General features: G+C 68.7%; 15 protein-coding genes. 8 read left to right on the forward strand and 7 right to left on the reverse strand.

All coding sequences use genetic code 11. The features are described from left to right. Positions 1–83 precede the first annotated feature (83 nt). The 5 genes from ftsA to murB form a co-directional block, all read right to left on the reverse strand. Entirely contained in the window at positions 84–1,376 is a 1,293-nt protein-coding gene (gene ftsA, locus B3Z70_RS14955) for a cell division protein FtsA (protein WP_292022369.1), read from the reverse strand. A gap of 55 nt (positions 1,377–1,431) precedes the next feature. Beyond that, complete coding sequence (locus B3Z70_RS14960) at positions 1,432–2,319, reverse strand: cell division protein FtsQ/DivIB (protein WP_292045816.1); 888 nt, start codon at positions 2,317–2,319, stop codon at positions 1,432–1,434. Then, positions 2,307–3,248 (reverse strand): D-alanine--D-alanine ligase, encoded by a 942-nt coding sequence (locus tag B3Z70_RS14965; protein WP_292045817.1) that lies wholly within the window; start codon positions 3,246–3,248, stop codon positions 2,307–2,309. The genes B3Z70_RS14960 and B3Z70_RS14965 overlap by 13 nt, the downstream gene beginning before the upstream one ends. 68 nt (positions 3,249–3,316) lie before the next feature. After that, complete coding sequence (locus B3Z70_RS14970) at positions 3,317–4,597, reverse strand: hypothetical protein (protein WP_292045818.1); 1,281 nt, start codon at positions 4,595–4,597, stop codon at positions 3,317–3,319. A 60-nt stretch (positions 4,598–4,657) separates the two neighbouring features. Beyond that, positions 4,658–5,572, reverse strand: a complete 915-nt coding sequence (gene murB, locus B3Z70_RS14975) for a UDP-N-acetylmuramate dehydrogenase (RefSeq protein ID WP_292020903.1) — start codon at positions 5,570–5,572, stop codon at positions 4,658–4,660. A 96-nt stretch (positions 5,573–5,668) separates the two neighbouring features. Between murB and B3Z70_RS14980 the strand changes: the two genes are divergently transcribed. Then, complete coding sequence (locus B3Z70_RS14980) at positions 5,669–6,346, forward strand: hypothetical protein (RefSeq protein WP_292020905.1); 678 nt, start codon at positions 5,669–5,671, stop codon at positions 6,344–6,346. Here B3Z70_RS14980 and murC read toward each other — a convergent pair. Further along, entirely contained in the window at positions 6,343–7,758 is a 1,416-nt protein-coding gene (gene murC, locus B3Z70_RS14985) for a UDP-N-acetylmuramate--L-alanine ligase (RefSeq protein ID WP_292020907.1), read from the reverse strand. The genes B3Z70_RS14980 and murC overlap by 4 nt on opposite strands. A 171-nt stretch (positions 7,759–7,929) precedes the next feature. Between murC and B3Z70_RS14990 the strand changes: the two genes are divergently transcribed. From B3Z70_RS14990 to B3Z70_RS15005, 4 genes are all read left to right on the forward strand, one after another. Continuing rightward, complete coding sequence (locus tag B3Z70_RS14990; RefSeq protein WP_292020909.1) at positions 7,930–10,017, forward strand: catalase; 2,088 nt, start codon at positions 7,930–7,932, stop codon at positions 10,015–10,017. A 97-nt stretch (positions 10,018–10,114) separates the two neighbouring features. Next, the gene (locus B3Z70_RS14995) at positions 10,115–11,206 is read left to right on the forward strand and encodes a site-specific DNA-methyltransferase (RefSeq protein ID WP_292020911.1); all 1,092 of its coding nucleotides are present in this window, start codon (positions 10,115–10,117) and stop codon (positions 11,204–11,206) included. Positions 11,207–11,404: 198 nt separating this feature from the next. After that, positions 11,405–12,520: a glycosyltransferase family 4 protein gene (locus tag B3Z70_RS15000; protein ID WP_292020912.1), complete on the forward strand. Its 1,116-nt coding sequence runs from the start codon at positions 11,405–11,407 to the stop codon at positions 12,518–12,520. Between the two features lie 170 nt (positions 12,521–12,690). Then, complete coding sequence (locus B3Z70_RS15005) at positions 12,691–14,838, forward strand: amylo-alpha-1,6-glucosidase (RefSeq protein ID WP_292020913.1); 2,148 nt, start codon at positions 12,691–12,693, stop codon at positions 14,836–14,838. A gap of 4 nt (positions 14,839–14,842) precedes the next feature. On the opposite strand, the gene mutY is transcribed toward B3Z70_RS15005, so the two are convergent. Continuing rightward, positions 14,843–15,895, reverse strand: a complete 1,053-nt coding sequence (gene mutY / locus B3Z70_RS15010; protein WP_292020914.1) for an A/G-specific adenine glycosylase — start codon at positions 15,893–15,895, stop codon at positions 14,843–14,845. Between the two features lie 21 nt (positions 15,896–15,916). On the opposite strand from mutY, the gene B3Z70_RS15015 reads away from it, so the two are divergent. The 3 genes from B3Z70_RS15015 (at position 15,917) to B3Z70_RS15025 (ending at position 17,830) form a co-directional block, all read left to right on the forward strand. Beyond that, positions 15,917–16,468, forward strand: a complete 552-nt coding sequence (locus B3Z70_RS15015; RefSeq protein ID WP_292045819.1) for a DUF721 domain-containing protein — start codon at positions 15,917–15,919, stop codon at positions 16,466–16,468. Positions 16,469–16,563: 95 nt separating this feature from the next. Next, positions 16,564–17,208 (forward strand): DsbA family protein, encoded by a 645-nt coding sequence (locus B3Z70_RS15020; RefSeq protein WP_292019292.1) that lies wholly within the window; start codon positions 16,564–16,566, stop codon positions 17,206–17,208. Between the two features lie 10 nt (positions 17,209–17,218). Continuing rightward, positions 17,219–17,830, forward strand: a complete 612-nt coding sequence (locus tag B3Z70_RS15025) for a thioredoxin domain-containing protein (RefSeq protein ID WP_292019290.1) — start codon at positions 17,219–17,221, stop codon at positions 17,828–17,830. Positions 17,831–17,841 lie beyond the last annotated feature (11 nt).

The raw sequence follows: 17,841 nt of genomic DNA on the forward strand, positions 1-17,841 counted from the left end.
ACAGTTATTTGAGATTCAGCTTGTGACACGTGGGAAGGAAGCCTGACCATGAGGACGGCTAACCGTGCGCGTCGCCCGATGCGTCAGAGATTATCCCGCAACCACCCCGCCACCCGTCCCACCACGTTGCCGCGGTGGATCTTCGGGGCGTCCGCCGCCGTAATCTGCCGGGCCATCAGCTTCCTGGCGGATACCGCTTCGCGGGGGCCGTAGGCGGCGCGGAGGAGGACGCCGGCGGTGGCGCAGAAGGCAGGGCCGGAGGCGGCGTCGGCCAAATGTGGCGCTCGTTGGGGTTTTCCGAGGCGGACGGGGCGGTCGAAGACGCGCACGGCGAGTTCGCGCACGCCGTTCAGCTGGCTGGCGCCGCCGGTCAGAACCAGGCCCGCGCCGGGCTCCAGGCCGACGCCGGCGTTTTTCAGACGATCACGGAGCAGTTCGAGGGTTTCCTCGACGCGCGGGGCGATCACGGTCTTCAGCATGGCGCGGGGCACGATGACCGGGCCGGCGGAGGCTTCCTCGCCGCGCGGGGGGGCCTCCAGCATTTCGCGGTCTTCATTGGCGCTGGCCATGGCCGAGCCGTGCAGGGTCTTCAGGCGTTCGGCGCCGACCTTGGACGTCGACAGGCCGCGGGCGATATCGGAGGTGACGTGGTCGCCGCCGACATTCAGGCTTTCTATATGCAGCAAGGATCGACCGCCCCAGACGGCGGCGCTGGTCGAACCGCCGCCCATGTCGATGCAGACGGCGCCTAGGTCCATCTCGTCCTCTTCCAGCGCAGCCAGGGACGAGACGACAGGTGCGGCGGCCACGCCCTGCAGGTCCAGGTGCGCCAGTTCAAGGCAATGGCTCAGGGTCGTGAAGACGTTCTCGGCCATGGAAACGACCAGCAGGTCCAGCCCCAGGGAGCCGCCGCGCATGGAGCGCGGATCGTGCACGCCGCGTGCGCCGTCCACCGACCAGGCGATGGGTAGGACATGGATCGGGCGGCGATTGGGCAGGCGGATCTGGGCCAGGGCCATGCCGATGGCGCGCGCCAGGTCGGCGTCCCCGACGGGATTGGCGCCGAGCGAAACGCGGGCCTGGACCCGGTGGCTGGCCATCTGGCCGATGGCGGTCGTGACGACGACGCCGGAGACCGGGCTCTGGGCCGCGCGTTCGGCGCGTTCCACGGCGTGACCGATCGCCTGGGCGGCCTCGTCCATATTGATGATGGCCCCGCCCTTCACGCCCTTGGACTGGACGTGGCTGGCGCCCGCGACACGGATGGTGCGGTCGGCGTGGCGCACGCCGTCCGGCTTCATGATGAAGCACGAGACCTTGGACTGACCGATGTCCAGGGCGGCGATCACGGGCGCGCGCCCGGCGCGGGGGTCCATGCCCCGACCCTGATCATTGGCTGCGCGCGGCTTTCCCGACATCTGGTTCCGGTCCTTAAGCGTCGCCGGTCGGTCGCACCGCGACCTCGTCCGGGGTTCTGAGATCGACCCGGGCGAAACCCAGGTCGAGCAGGCGTTCGCGCTGATCCAGCGCATCGAGGCGGATCAGGGCCGCCTCCTGTTCGGTGGCGGGCAGCTGGATCAGGCTGCCGTCCTTGAGCCGCAGGTCCCAGCGCCGCTCGTCCACGCGGACCAGGGCGTCGATCTTGTTCATCAGGCGCGGACGCTGGGCCAGAAGCGGCAGGATCTCGCCCGCCGCCACATCGGCGCCCTTGCCTACCACCAGCGGCAGGGTGGGATAGCGGCGGGCGTCGGCGCCGGTGATCACCTGGCCGCGCGCGTCGATGACCTTGATCTGTCCCGCTTCCTGCCAGACGGCCAGTCGGTCATGCTCCTTGACCTCGACGATCAGGGTGTCGGGCAGCAGGCGCACGACCCGCGCCGACTTGACCCAGCCCACGCCCTGCACGCGGTCGCGAATGGCGTCCAGCTTCAGGCTGGTGATCGGCTGGCCGGAATAAAGACCCAGCGCCTGGCGGATGGCCGGCTCGGCCTCGGCCGAGGCGCCGGTGACGTGCACCCGCTTCAGCGTCAGCCCCATGCCGGATGTCAGATTGTCGACGCCATGCGACACCGAGGCGCCGATCCGTTCGGCCCGTGCGCCGGTCGCCAGCACCCCGACCAGCAACAGGGCGCCGGCGCCCAGGGCGATGATCGCGGTGCGAGGCGAGATATCGACACGTCCGATGGCGGCCATCTTGCCCGGAATAGCCGAGGCGTTCTGGGCGCCGCCGCGCGAGCGCCCGCCGTTCCTGGGCGCCGCGCCGCGTCCTGGCGCCTGGCCCGAACCCTGTCGCCGACCGCCGCGAACTACCGCGGGCATGAGGCGTCCTCCACCATCCACCGAACCAGATCGTCATAGGTCATTCCGGCATAGGCGGCCTGCTCGGGCGCGAGCGAGGTCGGGGTCATGCCGGGCTGAGTATTGACCTCCAACAGGACCAGATCGTCCTTAACATCGTCATAACGGAAGTCGGACCGGGACACGCCCCGGCAACCCATGGCGGCGTGGGCCAGTTCGGCCTGGCGCAGGGCCGCCTCGAACACATGGGGCGGCAGGACCGCCGGCAGGACGTGGACCGATCCGCCCGGCGCATATTTGGCCTCATAGTCGTAGAAGCCCTTGGTCGGGGTGATGTCGGTGACGGTCAGGGCGCGCGGGCCGCCGGCCTCGCCGATCACCGTGACGCAAAGCTCCTTGCCCGGGATATAGGGTTCGACCACGACCTGTTCGCCATAGGCCCAGCCGGGCTCGCCCACCTCGGCGACCGGGCGGTTCGCCCCCTCGCGCACCAGGAAGACCCCGACCGAAGAGCCCTCGGCGTTCGGCTTGACCACATAGGGCGGATCGATGACGTGGCGGCTAGCGACCTCGTGACGATCATAAAGGCCGCCGCCCGGCACCTTGACGCCCGCCATCCGCAGCACGGCCTTGGACTTGTCCTTGTCCATGGCCAGGGCCGAGGCCAGGACGCCGGAATGGGTGTAGGGGATGCGCAGCGTCTCCAGCACGCCCTGGACGCAGCCGTCCTCGCCCCAGGCGCCGTGCAGACAGTTCAGCACCACGTCGGGCTTGATCAGGCCGGACAACACATTGGCCAGGTCGCGCCCGGCGTCCACGCGGCTGACGCGCACGCCCTGCCGCTCCAGCGCCTGGGCGCACTGTTCCCCCGACGACAGCGACACCTCGCGCTCGGCGGACAGACCGCCCATCAGGACGGCGACGTGAAGAGATTGGAAGGGGCGGGTCATGGGCGGCTCCAGAACCGTCTGGATGCCGCGCAGGTCGTTAACAGCCCGTCAACCAAACCCTCATGAGGTCATTGAAGTGTGGACGTGGCGACGGTTTCCGGCGCCGGCTCCACCGCCTCGACAGCGACGGCTTGCGTGGAAGGCGACGGCGTCACCTCGATCAAAGGCGCCGCCGCAGCGGCAGGGCGCAGGTCCAGCGCATAGAGATAGGCGCCCTCGCACGGCTGCCGGTCGCCATAGGTCCAGTCGGCGGCGCGGTGGCGCAGGCCGGCGACGGCGGCGGGCGACGTGGGCGCGAGCAGGTCGTCGCGCAGGGTCATGTCGGGACGCATCCGCTCGCCCGACAGGTCGAACGCCCCGGCATAGACCGCCTCCCCGTCCCGCGCCTCGAACCCGGACGCGCCCAGGCAGAAGTGGGTGATGTGCTGGCCCATGTTGATCCCGCTCAGCCGCCAGCGGCCGGGCGGAACGGCGAAGGTCTGGGTCACGGCGCGGGTGCGATCGCCCCGAGCGGCGGCGCGCGTCGGCAGGGCGACGGCGAACAGCGCCGGGCGGCCGTCGTTCTCCCACGGCTGGATATCCGGCGCCGGTCCCTGGCGGCTGAAGATCAGGGTGCGTCCGCCCTGTTCTGCCATGCCGGTCAGACGCACCGTCACCAGGGCGTCGCCCGGCTTGATCGCAATCTCTTCCGGTTTCAGGGCGCGCGGCGGACGGGCGGTGCGCGGCGCCTGGGGACCTCGGCGCGACGGCGCGGGCGCGGCGTCGGACGGCGGCAGGGCCTGCAGGCTCAAGGACACCTTGTCCAGATCGCCGGCGCGGCCGATCACCACCGTATCGCCGCGAACGGCGTCATTGTCGTAAACGCGAACGACCTGGCCCGCCGGCGTGGCGGCGCCCACGCGATCGGTCAGGGCGTCGTGAAGGGCGGGCTGCTCCATCGCATCCAGCGTCTTGCCCTCGGTTTCGTCCAGCCGCACCACGCGCCAGCCGTTCACGACCATGCAGTTCTCCATATTGGCGGCGACGCCCCGGCGCTCCTGCATCCCGTTCACCGCGCCCTGGATGACGCCGACCACCAGCGCGCCCAACAGGCCGCCGGCCGCCGCCGCACCGGCGGCGCCGTTGTCGTCCGGCTGGCGCATCCGCCCCGCCTCGACCATGCAGGCCCGCAGGGCCTCGTCATGCTGGGCCAGATCGGCGCCCGCGCGGTTGAAGTAGGTGTAGCCGGCGCTGGACCGCGTCAGGTCGATGCGCTCAGCCCCCGTCGCGGCCGCGCGCGTGACGATCTGGGCCTGGACCGGCTCTGCGGCCATGATCAACAGGCCGGCTGCGATTGCGATACGTTTCATCTGGATTCTCCCCCGAGAATCCGCCTCTAGGGCGCGGCGTTTTCGCGCGCAACCTTGGATTTACGAAAGAGCGCGCCCGATCCGCTTGATCTCCCAATCCAGCTGGACGCCGGTCTTTTGCAGCACGTCGGCGCGGACGGCCTCGCCCAGGCCCTCGATGTCGGCGGCGGTGGCCTCGCCCGGGTTGATCATGAAGTTGGAGTGCAGTTCGCTGAACCTGGCGCCGCCGCCGGTCACGGCGTGCAACCGGCCGCGCCAGCCGGCCTCGTCCACCAGCTTCCACGACGAATGGCCAGGCGGGTTCTTGAAGGTGGAGCCGCCGGTCTTTTCGCGGATCGGCTGGGTGGTTTCGCGGCGGCTGGTGATCTCGGCCATCCGGGCCGCCACGGCGTCGGGCGCATCGGCCGTTCCACGATAGGTCGCCTCGACCCAGATGATGTCGGCGGGCGCCTGGGAATGGCGATAGGTGTAGCCGAAGTCGGCCAGGGCGTAGTCGACCCGCTGGCCCTGGCGGTTCAGGCCCCATGCCGAGACCAGCACGTCCTTGGTCTCCGCGCCGTAACAGCCGGCGTTCATGGTCAGGGCGCCGCCGACCGCGCCGGGAATGCCGGCATAGAACTCCAGCCCGGCGATCCCCGCCTTGGCCGCCGCGCGCGCCACCATGGCGTCCAGCGCCCCGGCGCCGGCCGTGATCGTCAGGCCGTCGGTCGTGACCTGGCCCCAGGCGCGGCCGGCCAGCCGGATCACCACCCCCTCGACCCCGCCGTCGCGCACGATGACGTTGGAGCCGACGCCCAGCACCATGACCGGAACGGCAGGGTCCAGCGCCTTCAGAAAGTCCGCCAGATCGTCGGCGTCCGCCGGAATGAACAGCGCCTCGGCCGCTCCGCCGACACGGAACCAGGTGTAGGGGCCCAGCGGCTCGTTCAGCAGCAGCTTGCCGCGGACCGGCGGAAGATTGTCTTTCAAGGTCATTCCGACCCGATAACGCCAGCGGGCACGATGCGAAAGACGCCTGCTTTCAAATCGGACGACTGGTCACGTCGCCAGCGTGTCGCCTAGGGTGGCGTCATGAAGATCAGGAACGCCTTCGCCATCATAGCGCTCGGCATGGGGGTGACGGCGATCATCCTGTTCGGCTGGATCGGCTTCGTCTTCGCGATCAACACCTATACGCCGGTCGCGATGACGGCGGAGGCCGCGCTGAACCTGATTCTGGTCCTCCTGCTGGCGACGGCCGGCCTGCCCATCCTGCACGCCGCCGTCTATCGCTGGTTCTGGCATATCCGCCGCCGACGCGAGGCGGCCGCCTATTCGAGGGGCGAGCCGATCCCCGCCTTCGGATCGGAACCGACCGCCCCTCCCCCGCACGCCGCCAAGACGACAAGGCAACGTCTTCTTTATAGTGCGCTCTACGTCGTCGGAATCCTGTCGCTCGTCGCCGCCTATGCGCCGATCGGGCATCAGGAAGGGCTGACGGCCTTTCTGGACAGGTTCAGCGCAGGCCGCGCCTCCTTCACGAGCCTGGCGACCCTGATCGTCATATTCCTGCCGATGGCCATAAGCTTCGCCCTCCTCGCCCCGCTGGTGGAGCGTGACAGCCGGAGGCTGAACGCCGGCCTTGTCGATACTGCGGAGATTCTGCGACTTCAGGCGAAGCAGGAATGGCTGTTCAGCTTCGCGACCGACTTCGTCATGACGGGCTTCCTGGCCTTCTTCGCCGGGAACCTGATCCTGAGCTTCCTTTAGCCGCCCAAGGCCTCCAGTTGCGCCGGCAGGGCGTAGGCCCAGCTGGTGATGTCGCCGGCGCCCAGCAGGACGACCACATCGCCGGCCTTGGCCTCTTCCTTGATCAGGCGCGGCAGGACGGCGGCGTTCTCCAGCGCCTGGACATGGCGGTGGCCATACCGGCGCACGCCGTCGGCCAAGGCCTGCTTGTCCACCCCTTCGATCGGCTGTTCGCCTGCCGGATAAACGTCGGCGACGATCACGCTGTCGGCGTCCGAGAAACTGGTCGAGAACTCGTCCATCAGGTCGCGCAGACGGGTGTAGCGATGCGGCTGGACCACGGCGATCACACGCCCCTCGGCCACCTGACGCGCGGCCTTCAGTACGGCGGCGATCTCGACCGGGTGATGGCCATAGTCATCCACGATCCGCACGCCGCCCACGACGCCGGTGGTGGTGAAGCGACGCTTGACCCCGCCGAACCCGGCTAGGCCGGTGCGGATCGCCTCGTCCGAGACGTCCAGCTCGCGCGCCACGGCGATGGCGGCCAGGGCGTTGGAGACATTGTGCCAGCCGGCCATGGGCAGGTGCAGGCCTTCGATCCGGTGCGTCTCGCCGTTCTGGATCACCACATCGAAGCGGGCGCCGTCCGGCCCCATCTGACAGTTGTCGGCCCGCACCATGGCCTGGGGGTTCGTGCCATAGGTCACGAGCCGCCGGTTATCGATGGAGGCAACCAGTTTCTGCACCTCCGGGTGGTCCAGGCAGACGGCGGCGAAACCGTAGAAGGGGATGTTCTCCACGAAGTCCACGAACGCCTTACGCACCGCGTCGAAGTCGCCATAGTGGTCCAGATGTTCCGGGTCGATGTTGGTCACGATGGCGACGGTCGACTTCAGGCGCAGGAAGCTGCCGTCCGACTCGTCCGCCTCGACCACGATCCAGTCGCCGTCGCCCACCTTGGCGTTGGTGCCATAGGCGTTGATGATGCCGCCGTTGACCACCGTGGGGTCCAGGCCGGCCGCGTCCAGAAGGGTCGCGACCATCGAGGTCGTCGTCGTCTTGCCGTGGGTGCCGCCGACCGCGATTGAGAACTGCAGCCGCATCAGCTCGGCCAGCATCTCGGCCCGGCGCACCAGAGGGATGCGGCGCTCGCGGGCCGCCTTCATCTCGGGGTTCTCGGCCTTGACCGCCGTGGAATAGACCACCGCCGAGACGCCCTCGCCCACATGGGCGGCGTCGTGGCCGATGAAGATCCTGGCGCCCAGCTGTTCCAGCCGTTCGGTGTTGGCGCTGGCCTTGGCGTCCGAGCCCTGAACCGAATAGCCGATCTTCAGCATGATCTCGGCGATGCCGCTCATGCCGATGCCGCCTATACCGACGAAGTGGACGGGACCGAGGTCGAACGGAACGGGGCGAAGGCGTGCGATCATCGTCGCGTCATAAACGCCGCCTCGCGTCCTGCGAAGGGTGCGCCGCGTGCGGAGCGAACTTTTCTGCGGTCGGCTTGTGCGCTCTCGCACAGAACCATCCCAAACCCATGGCGTTAGCAAGGTGATGCGCGCCACGCCCCGTGGTCGCCGGCTTCCCCAAAAGGTTTTCAGATGGCCAAGACCCCTGCGCGCGCCCCCACGTCCACGCTGGGCGACGGCGGCGAACTGCACCAGACCGCCGCGACGCCCGAGACCCGCACCACCACCAACCACGGCGCGCCGATCAGCGACAATCAGAACTCGCTCAAGGCCGGCCCGCGCGGCTCGACCCTGCTGGAGGACTTCATCCTTCGCGAAAAGATCCAGCATTTCGACCATGAGCGCATCCCCGAACGGATCGTCCATGCGCGCGGCTCGGCCGCCCACGGCTTCTTCGAACTGACCGACAGCCTGGCCGACTTCACCACCGCCAAGATCCTGACGGAGGTCGGCAAGAAGACCGAACTGTTCACCCGCTTCTCGACCGTGGCGGGCGGGGCCGGTTCGGTGGACACGCCGCGCGACGTGCGCGGCTTCGCGGTCAAATTCTATACGGTCGAGGGCAACTGGGATCTGGTGGGCAACAACATCCCGGTTTTCTTCATCCAGGACGCGATCAAATTCCCGGACCTGATCCATTCGGTGAAGATGGAGGCCGACAAGGGCTATCCCCAGGCGGCCAGCGCGCACGACACCTTCTGGGATTTCATCGGCCTGATGCCCGAAAGCACCCACATGGTCATGTGGGCCATGTCGGATCGAGGCATCCCGCGCAGCCTGCGGATGATGGAGGGGTTCGGCGTCAACACCTTCCGCCTGATCAACGCCGAGGGCACGCCGACCTTCGTCAAATTCCACTGGCGGCCCAAGCTGGGGACGCAATCCACCTGCTGGGACGAGGCGGTCAAGATCGCCGGCGCCGATCCCGACTATCACCGCCGCGACCTGTATGAAGCCATCGACCAGGGCGACTTCCCCGAATGGGAGTTCGGCGTGCAGCTGTTCAGCCAGGAACAGGCCGACGCCCTGCCCTTCGACATTCTGGACGCCACCAAGCTGGTCCCGGAAGAGGATCACCCGATCCGCGTGATCGGCCGCATGGTCCTGGACCGCAACCCGGACAACTTCTTCGCCGAAACCGAACAGGCCGCCTTCCTGCCGACCAATATCGTGCCGGGCATCGACTTTTCCGAAGACCCGCTGCTGCAGGGGCGGCTGTTCTCCTATCAGGACACCCAGCTGTCGCGCCTTGGCACGGTCAACTTCCATCAGATCCCGATCAACCAGGCCAAGGGCTGCCCCTTCCAGAATTTCCAGCGCGACGGCCATATGCAGATGGCGGTGCCGAAGGGCCGCGCCAACTATGAGCCCAACAGTCTGGCCCAGGCCGGCGAGGACGGCGGTCCGCGCGAGGATCCCAAGGGCGGCTTCCGCACCGCCCCCGTTCCGGTCGAGGGTGAGAAGGTCCGGCTGCGCGCCGAGACCTTCGCCGACCATTACAGTCAGGCGCGGCTGTTCTTCCGCTCCCAGACCGAGATCGAACAGGCCCACCTGGCCAGCGCCATCGTCTTCGAACTGTCCAAGGTGTCCCTGCCCCACGTGCGCGAGCGCATTCTGGCCAATCTGCAGAATGTGGATCAGACCCTGGCCCAGCGCGTGGCAAACGGTCTTAACCTGCCCCTGCCCAAGGCGTCAGATCCCGGCGTCGCGCCCATCGACCTGGACGCCTCGCCCGCGCTTCGCATCGTGGGCAAATATCCCGAGACGCTGAAGGGGCGGAAAGTCGCCATCCTGGTCGCGGACGGTTCCGACGGCGCGGTCGTCGATGCGGTCCGGGCTGCGGTCGAGGGCGACGGCGGTTCGGTCTTCATCGTCGCGCCCAAGATCGGCGGCGCCAAGCTGAAGGGCGGAAAGACCCTGGCCGCCGACGGTCAACTGGCCGGCAGTCCGTCGGTCCTGTTCGACGCCGTCGCCATCGTCCTGTCCGAGGAGGGCTGCGCGCAGTTGCTGAAGGAAGGCGCGGCGGTCGATTTCGCCAAGGACGCCTTCGGCCACCTGAAGGCCATCGGCCATACGCCAGAGGCCCAGCCGCTGCTGGACAATGCGGGCGTCGAACCGGACGCCGGCGTGATCGACCTGTCCAAGGCGGCCGACGATTTCCTGGCCCCCGCCCGCACCCGCCAATGGGATCGCGAGCCGAAGGTGCGCATGCTGGCCTGAGACGAAGGCGACCGGCGCGATCATCTCGCGCCGGTTACCCGACCTTAACCACAAGGATTCACCATGACGGCTCTGTTTGTTTCGGGGCCGCGTTTCCATGTCCGATCTGAAGACCCCTGTCCTCGCCAAGGACGTCATTCACCGTGGCGACTGCATCGAGGTGTTGAAGAGCCTGCCCGACGCCTCGGTCGACATGGTCTTCGCCGATCCGCCCTATAATCTTCAGCTGGGCGGCGACCTGCTGCGTCCCGACAACTCCAAGGTCGATGCGGTCGACGACGACTGGGACAAGTTCGCCAGCTTCGCCGAATACGACGCCTTCACCCGCGCCTGGCTGGCGGAATGCCGTCGTGTGCTGAAGCCGGAAGGCTCCATCTGGGTGATCGGCAGCTATCACAACGTCTTCCGCCTGGGGTCGGCGATCCAGGACCTGGGCTTCTGGGTGCTGAACGACATCATCTGGCGCAAGTCCAACCCGATGCCGAACTTCAAGGGCACCCGCTTCACCAATGCCCACGAGACCCTGATCTGGGCCGCCAAGTCGCGCGACCAGAAGCGCTACACCTTCAACTACGACGCCCTGAAGGCCTTCAACGAAGACACCCAGATGCGTTCGGACTGGACCTTCGCCCTATGCACCGGCGAGGAGCGGATCAAGGACGCCGACGGCAAGAAAGCCCACCCCACGCAAAAGCCCGAGGCCCTGCTGCATCGTGTCCTGCTGTCGGCGACCCGCCCCGGCGACGTGATCCTGGACCCCTTCTTCGGCACCGGCACCACGGGCGCGGCGGCCAAACGTCTGGGCCGCCACTATATCGGCATCGAGCGTGACGAGACCTATGCCGACGTCGCCGCGACCCGCATCGCCTCGGTCATTCCCGCCAGCGCCGAGGATCTGATCGTCACCGGCTCCAAGCGCGCCGAGCCCAAGGTGCCGTTCGGCGCCCTGGTCGAGGCCGGCCTGCTGCAACCCGGCGACCGCCTGTATTGCCCCAAGGGCGAGCGCGAGGCGCGCGTGCGCGCCGACGGGTCGCTGGTCCACGGCTCCCTGACCGGGTCGATCCACAAGCTGGGCGCCCTGCTGGAAAACGCGCCGGCCTGCAACGGCTGGACCTACTGGCGCTTCAAGACCGACCAGGGGCTGAAATCCATCGACGCCCTGAGGTCAGAGGTGCGCGCTGCGATGTGACCGCGGGGTGCGACACCCCGTCGCGCCTGTCACATCAAGCACTTAGCGGATCGGAGTACGATTCCGCACACGAACCAAGGGTGCAGCTTCACTGTAACCTGCCGAAACCGTTGCGAAAATTCGCCGCGTAAGGTGGAACTTCGCAGTTGCGAGAACATTGATGTTCACGGCCCGCCGTTGCGGTGTCGGAGCACCCTCATGAAAATCGCGCAGATCACCCCGCTGTATGAAGCCGTCCCGCCCAGGCTGTATGGCGGGACTGAACGTGTGGTCGCGCATCTGACGGACGCCCTGGTCGATCTGGGCCACGACGTCACCCTGTTCGCCAGCGCCGACGCCCAGACCAAGGCGCGCCTGGTGCCCGTGCGCGATCAGGCGATCCGCCTGGACCCCGCGCCGCTGAAATCCGACCTGGCCGCCCACATGTCCATGCTGGGCGAGGTGCTGGACCGCGCCGAGGATTTCGACGTGATCCACTTCCACACCGACATGATCCACTTCCCGCTGTTCCAGAAATACGCGGACAAGACCCTGACCACCTTGCACGGTCGGCTGGACATGAAGGATCTGCCCGGCGTCTATGCCCGCTGGAGCGAGTTCGGCCTGGTCTCCATCTCCGACGATCAACGCAAGCCCCTGCACTTCGCCAACTGGAAGGCGACCGTCCATCACGGCATGCCGGGCGAACAATATATCTTCTCCCCGAAGTCCGAGGGCTATCTGGCCTTCCTTGGCCGCATCTCGCCCGAGAAGCGGCCCGACCGGGCCATCGAGATCGCCACCAAGCTGGGCAAGCGGCTGAAGATGGCCGCCAAGGTGGACGCCGCCGACAAACGCTATTGGGAGGAGACCATTCGTCCGCTGGTCGAGGGCAATCCCCTGATCGAGTTCATCGGCGAGATCGGCGACCATCAGAAGTCCGCCTTCTTGGGCGGCGCCGACGTCCTGCTGTTTCCCATCGACTGGCCCGAGCCGTTCGGCTTGGTGATGATCGAGGCCATGGCCTGCGGCACGCCGGTCGTGGCCTTCCGCTGCGGCTCGACGCCCGAGGTGATCGAGGACGGCGCCACCGGCTTCCTGGTCGATACGATGGAACAGGCCATCGCCGCCGCCGGTCGCGCGCATCTGCTGGATCGCGAGGCCGTGCGCGCCCGGTTCGACCTGCGGTTCTCGGCCACCGCCATGGCCCGGCGTTATCTCGACGTCTACGGCGACCTGCTGGCGCGCCGCCCCTTTGCGGAGGCGCCGCTCGATACCGTCGTCACGCCTTTGCGGCCCCTGGCGGAAGATCGCAGCTTCGCGGCCCTGGCCTGATCGTCGCCAGCCCCTGGTGGGCGAACGCCTTCTGATCGTGCGATAAAATATAGGCGGCGGAGGTGAACCCTCCGTCGCCTTCATCAGTTGACCATCCAAGCGGTCCTTCAGCGCCGCATTCGGGTGTGACACGTTCGGCCAAGGCCTCACAACGACGGGGAAGAGACCGCATGGACGACGCCTATTCCACCCAGCTGACCGCCGGCGAATCCGTCGAGGCCTCGGGTCTCGAACAGCTGATGGCGCTGAAGGACGGCGACACCTTCCTGGTCGCCGACGGCTGGGGCGACATGAAGGGCGGCGCAGACGGCCTGTTCGCCAACGACACGCGCGTCCTGTCGCGCTGGACCATGACAGTGGGCCTGCTGAAGCCGTCGCGCCTGTCGTCGGGCGTCAGCCAGGACAACGTCTTCTTCTCTTGCCACACCACCAATCGCCCCCTGCCGCCGATGGGCGGTCGGTCGGCCCCGGCCGGCGTGCTGCATATCGAACGCCGCCGCTTCCTGTGGAACCGCCGGATGTTCGAGCGGGTGCAGATGGTCAACCACGGGGTGGAGGACATCCTGCTGCCCCTGGCCTTCGACTTCGGGGCCGACTTCGCCGACATCTTCCAGGTGCGCGGCACACCGCGAGCCAAGCGCGGGACCATCCATACCCCGACCACCGATGGGCGGCGCGTCACCTTCCGCTACACCGGCCTGGACGATGTCGAACGCCTGTCCTGCCTGGCCTTTTCCGAACCGCCGGCCCGGCTGACGCATCAGCGCGCCGAGTTCATGTTCAGCCTGCCCAAGGGCCGGACCCTGGACCTCTATATCGAATGCGGCGTGGATTCCTGCGAGGCCCCGGACGACCGGCGTTGGCGGCTGAACGCCATCCAGGCGCGGTTGGCCATGCGCGCCAAGCGTCGGCGCGGCGCCTCGGTGCGCGGCCCGCGCAGCCCGCGCTTCAACGATTGGCTGGATCAGTCGCGCGCCGACATGGCGCTGTTGACCACCGACTTGCCGACCGGCCCCTATCCTTACGCCGGCACCCCCTGGTTCTCGACGCCGTTCGGGCGCGACGGCATCATCGCCGCCTGGCAGATGCTGTGGCTGGACCCGTCGCTGGCCCGGGGCGTTTTGACTTATCTGGCCAGCCGACAGGCGACCGAGACCTCCCTCTATCAGGACAGTCAGCCCGGCAAGATCATGCACGAGACGCGCGGCGGCGAGATGAGCGCCCTGCACGAGGTGCCGTTCGGCCTTTATTACGGCGGCGTCGACACCACCTGCCTGTTCGTCGCCCTGGCCGGGGCCTACGCCAACCGGACCGGCGATCTGGACCTGATCCGCAGGCTCTGGCCCAATCTGATCGCCGCCGCGAATTGGATGCGCGACTATGGCGACAGCAACGGCGACGGCCTGATCGACTATCAGCGCGGCGCCGACACCGGCCTGTCGAACCAGGGCTGGAAGGATTCCGAGGACTCCATCTTCCACGCCGACGGCCGTTTCCCCAAGGGACCGATCGCGCTGCTGGAGGTTCAGGGCTACGCCTTCGCCGCCTGGAAGGCGCTGGGCGACCTGGGCGAGCGGCTGCACGACGACCGCGCGCCCGAATGGCGGATGCGCGCCGAACAGGTCCGCGCCCTGGTCGAGGACAAATACTGGATGGAGGACGAGGGTTTCTACGCCGTCGCCCTGGACGGCGACGGGCAGCAATGCCGCGCCATCGCCTCCAACGCCGGCCATCTGCTGTTCACCGGCCTGCCGTCGCTGGAACGCGCGCGTCGGGTCAGCAAACGCCTGCTGTCGGCCGAGTTCCGCACCGGCTGGGGCATCCGCACGCTGGAGGTCGGCCAGGCCCGCTTCAATCCGATGAGCTATCACAACGGCTCGGTCTGGCCCCACGACACCGCCATGGCCGCCGCCGGCATGGCCAACTATGGCGAGCGTGACGCGGTCGCCGAAATCCTGGCCGAAATCTACGCCGCCGCCGCTCACTTCCATCTGCGGCTGCCCGAGCTGTTCTGCGGCTTCCCCCGCACGCCAGGCGAGCCGCCCATCGCCTATCCGGTCGCCTGCCTGCCCCAGGCCTGGGCCGCCGGTTCGGTCTTCCTGATGCTTCAGGCGACGCTGGGTCTGTCCGTCGACGCCTGGAACGAGACGGTCGATCTGGCCGATCCGGTGCTGCCCGCCGGCCTGGATCGCCTGAAGATCACCGGACTGGAGATCGGCGCCTCCGTCGTCGATCTGAACATCCAGCATCTGGAAGGCCGCGCCGTCGTCATCCCCCGCCACAAGACCGGCAAGGTCGCGATCCGCACCCTGCGCTAGACGATCAGCCCAAGAGATCGGGAGCGCCCGCCCGGTCCAGCGCCTTGGCGAACACGGTCGGCAGGGCTGCGCGGGCCGCCTCGACCGGCATCCAGCGCCACGTCGGGTGCGGCGTCGCCCCTTGCGCCGTCATCACCGTCAGGGTCAGGCTGAAGTGGGTGAAGACGTGCTCCACCGCCCCGGCCGTGCGCCAGTCCGCAGGCACGGGCGGCGGACACGATGGCTGCTCGGTGGCCCAATCGCTGGTCGGCAGGCCCAGCATTCCGCCCAGCAGCCCCTTGTCCGGGCGCGTCTCCACCGCCACCCGGCCGTGGTCGTCGAACACGACATAGGCCACGCCTCGACGGTGCGGGCGGTCCGCCTTCTTGGTCTTGACCGGAAACCGCGTCGGCTCGCCAGTCGCCAGACCCCGGCACTGGTCCGAGACGGGACAGACATCGCAGGACGGCGACTTGGGCCGGCAGATGGTGGCTCCCAGGTCCATCAAGGCCTGCGCCCAGTCGCCCGGCCGTTCATCGGCGACGAACAGGCCCGCCAGCCGCCGCAGTTCAGGGCGCTCGGCCGGAACCGGTGTCTCGACGGCGAACAGCCGCGCCATGACCCGCTCGACATTGCCGTCCACCACATTGGCCGCACGGTCGAAGGCGATGGCCGCGACGGCGGCGGCCGTATAGGCGCCCACCCCCGGCAAAGCCAGCAGCCCCGCCTCCGTATCGGGGAAGACCCCGCCGTGATCCTTCGCCACCGCCCGCGCGCAGGCCAGCAGGTTGCGCGCGCGGGCGTAGTAGCCCAACCCCGCCCAGGCTCCCATCACCTGTGCATCCTCGGCCGCCGCCAGGTCCGACACCCTGGGCCAGCGCGTAGTGAAGGCGTGGAAATAGGGCGTGGCGTGCGGCACCGTCGTCTGCTGCAGCATCACCTCCGACAGCCAGACGCGATAGGGCGCGGTCCGCGCCGCACCCACCGCCGCCCGCCACGGCAGGCTGCGTGCATGGGCGTCGTACCAGGCCAGGAGCCGGGCGCGGATCAACGAGATGTCGGGAGAGACGTCGGCCATGGGATCGCGCTATATAGGCCCATGCGCCGCCCCCTGCCCACAGACGCCGAGGTCCGCGAGATCCTGTCTCGCCGCCGCACCCGCCCGGCGCCGCGCCCCGCGCCCCGCGCGGGCAAGGCGCTGACGCCGCTGATCAAGAAGCTGGACGCCCAGTTCGGGCGCGGCGCGGGCGCCCTGGAGCCGCGCTGGCGCGAGATCGTCGGCGACCGCCTGGCCCGCGTCACCCGGCCCCAGAAGCTGACCAAGGGCAAGGGCGGAGCGCCCGGCGTGCTGGAACTGCGCGTCGCCGGCGCCGCCGCCCTGTTGGTGCAGCACCAGTCCGAGGACATACTGGCCCGCGTCAATCTGTTCCTGGGCGCCGGATCGGTGGATCGGCTTCGCATCGCCCAGGGTCCGGTCGCCCCGCTGAAGGAGGCCGCCGCCCGCCCGAAACGCAGCGCCAAGCCCGCCCCCCTGCCCGCCCAGGCCGAGGCCGATCTGGCCGCCTCCATCGCCGCCGCGCCGGACGAGTTGCGCGCCGCACTGACCCGCCTGGGCCGCGTCGCGCTTTCGCGCACCGACAGGCAGGATTGACAAAACTTCGCCGCACCTGTTCTCGACTAGTTCAGGGTTGCGCCGTTCCGGGGAATCGCGCCGCCATTCGCCAATGATCCGACCGAGGAAATCCCATGGCCGACACTGAAACCCGCTTCGCCCGCATGAGCCGCCGTGCGGCCATCACCGGCGCCGCCCTGGCGACCATGGCCCTGGCCGCGTGCAGCGGCGGCGCCAAGGGCGCGGCAGAGGGCGACATGAGCCAGGGCGCGGCCGAAGGCGCCAAGGTCACCGTGGTCGAATACGCCTCGGTCACCTGCCCGCACTGCGCTCTGTGGCAGAAGAACACCTGGCCGGCGTTCAAGGCCAAATATGTGGACACCAACAAGGTCCGCTACATCTTCCGCGAGCTGCCGACCCCGCCGGTCGACGCCGCCACCGCCGGCTTCCTGGTCGCGCGCTGCGCCGGCAAGGACAAGTATTTCGACGTGGTCCACCAGTTGATGGCGACCCAGCAGGAGATGCTGACCTCCTCGCCGCGCGACTGGCTGCTGCGCACCGCCCAGGCGGCCGGCCTGTCCGAGCAGCAGTTCAACGACTGCGTGACCGACAAGGAGGCCGTCGCCGCCATGGAGAAGCGGGTCCAGTTCGCCCGCACCCAGGGCGTGACCGGCACCCCGGCCTTCTACGTCAACGACCAGCAGGTCCTGACCCCCGGCGGCGAGGGCGCCAGCCTGGCCGACCTGTCCACCGCCATCGACGCCGCCCTGGCCAAGTAAGGCGACGCCGATGCTCCGCCGCGCCGTCCTGGCCCTGTCCTGCGCCGCCGCCCTGTCGATGGGCGCGGCGTCGGCGTCGTTCGCGGCCGAGGCGCCGCCCCCCGTCACGGCCCAGGATCACGTCCTGGGTCGGGCGGATGCGCCGGTGACGGTGATCGAATACGCCTCCTTCACCTGCTCGCACTGCGCGGACTTCCACAACACGGTGCTGCCGGCGTTCAAGGCCAAATACATCGACACGGGCACGGTGCGGCTGGTTCACCGCAACCTGCCCACCCAGCCGGCCAATGTCGCGGCCGCTGCGGCGGCCGTCGCCCTGTGCGCCGCGCCGGGCAAGTATTTCGACGTCGCCTCGGTCTTCATGCGCGATCAGGCGAACCTGGCCACGACCGGGGCTCAGCCCTGGTTCGCCGCCGGCGTCGCCGCCAGCGGCAAGCCCCGCGCCGAGATCGAGACCTGCCTGCAAGCCCCCGCCACCCGCGAAGCGCTGGAGGCCCAGATCGCCGGCGCCGAGGCGGCGGGCGTGACCGGCACGCCGACCCTGTTCGTCAACGGGACGCTGGTCGCGGACCATTCGCTTGACGCCCTGTCGGCCGCCATCGACCCGCTGCTGCGTCGGTGACGCTCTAGGCC

Origin of the sequence: Brevundimonas sp. UBA6550, assembly GCF_002434505.1 — a bacterium.
In the GTDB taxonomy this organism is placed as follows: domain Bacteria; phylum Pseudomonadota; class Alphaproteobacteria; order Caulobacterales; family Caulobacteraceae; genus Brevundimonas.

Excerpts from the sequence above, each read along its gene's own strand:
- ftsA (WP_292022369.1), bottom strand. The coding sequence starts at position 1,376 with ATGGACCCCCGCGCCGGGCGCGCGCCCGTGATCGCCGCCCTGGACATC.
- B3Z70_RS14960 (WP_292045816.1), bottom strand. The coding sequence starts at position 2,319 with ATGCCCGCGGTAGTTCGCGGCGGTCGGCGACAGGGTTCGGGCCAGGCG.
- B3Z70_RS14965 (WP_292045817.1), bottom strand. The coding sequence starts at position 3,248 with ATGACCCGCCCCTTCCAATCTCTTCACGTCGCCGTCCTGATGGGCGGT.
- B3Z70_RS14970 (WP_292045818.1), bottom strand. The coding sequence starts at position 4,597 with ATGAAACGTATCGCAATCGCAGCCGGCCTGTTGATCATGGCCGCAGAG.
- murB (WP_292020903.1), bottom strand. The coding sequence starts at position 5,572 with ATGACCTTGAAAGACAATCTTCCGCCGGTCCGCGGCAAGCTGCTGCTG.
- B3Z70_RS14980 (WP_292020905.1), top strand. The coding sequence starts at position 5,669 with ATGAAGATCAGGAACGCCTTCGCCATCATAGCGCTCGGCATGGGGGTG.
- murC (WP_292020907.1), bottom strand. The coding sequence starts at position 7,758 with ATGATCGCACGCCTTCGCCCCGTTCCGTTCGACCTCGGTCCCGTCCAC.
- B3Z70_RS14990 (WP_292020909.1), top strand. The coding sequence starts at position 7,930 with ATGGCCAAGACCCCTGCGCGCGCCCCCACGTCCACGCTGGGCGACGGC.
- B3Z70_RS14995 (WP_292020911.1), top strand. The coding sequence starts at position 10,115 with ATGTCCGATCTGAAGACCCCTGTCCTCGCCAAGGACGTCATTCACCGT.
- B3Z70_RS15000 (WP_292020912.1), top strand. The coding sequence starts at position 11,405 with ATGAAAATCGCGCAGATCACCCCGCTGTATGAAGCCGTCCCGCCCAGG.
- B3Z70_RS15005 (WP_292020913.1), top strand. The coding sequence starts at position 12,691 with ATGGACGACGCCTATTCCACCCAGCTGACCGCCGGCGAATCCGTCGAG.
- mutY (WP_292020914.1), bottom strand. The coding sequence starts at position 15,895 with ATGGCCGACGTCTCTCCCGACATCTCGTTGATCCGCGCCCGGCTCCTG.
- B3Z70_RS15015 (WP_292045819.1), top strand. The coding sequence starts at position 15,917 with ATGCGCCGCCCCCTGCCCACAGACGCCGAGGTCCGCGAGATCCTGTCT.
- B3Z70_RS15020 (WP_292019292.1), top strand. The coding sequence starts at position 16,564 with ATGGCCGACACTGAAACCCGCTTCGCCCGCATGAGCCGCCGTGCGGCC.
- B3Z70_RS15025 (WP_292019290.1), top strand. The coding sequence starts at position 17,219 with ATGCTCCGCCGCGCCGTCCTGGCCCTGTCCTGCGCCGCCGCCCTGTCG.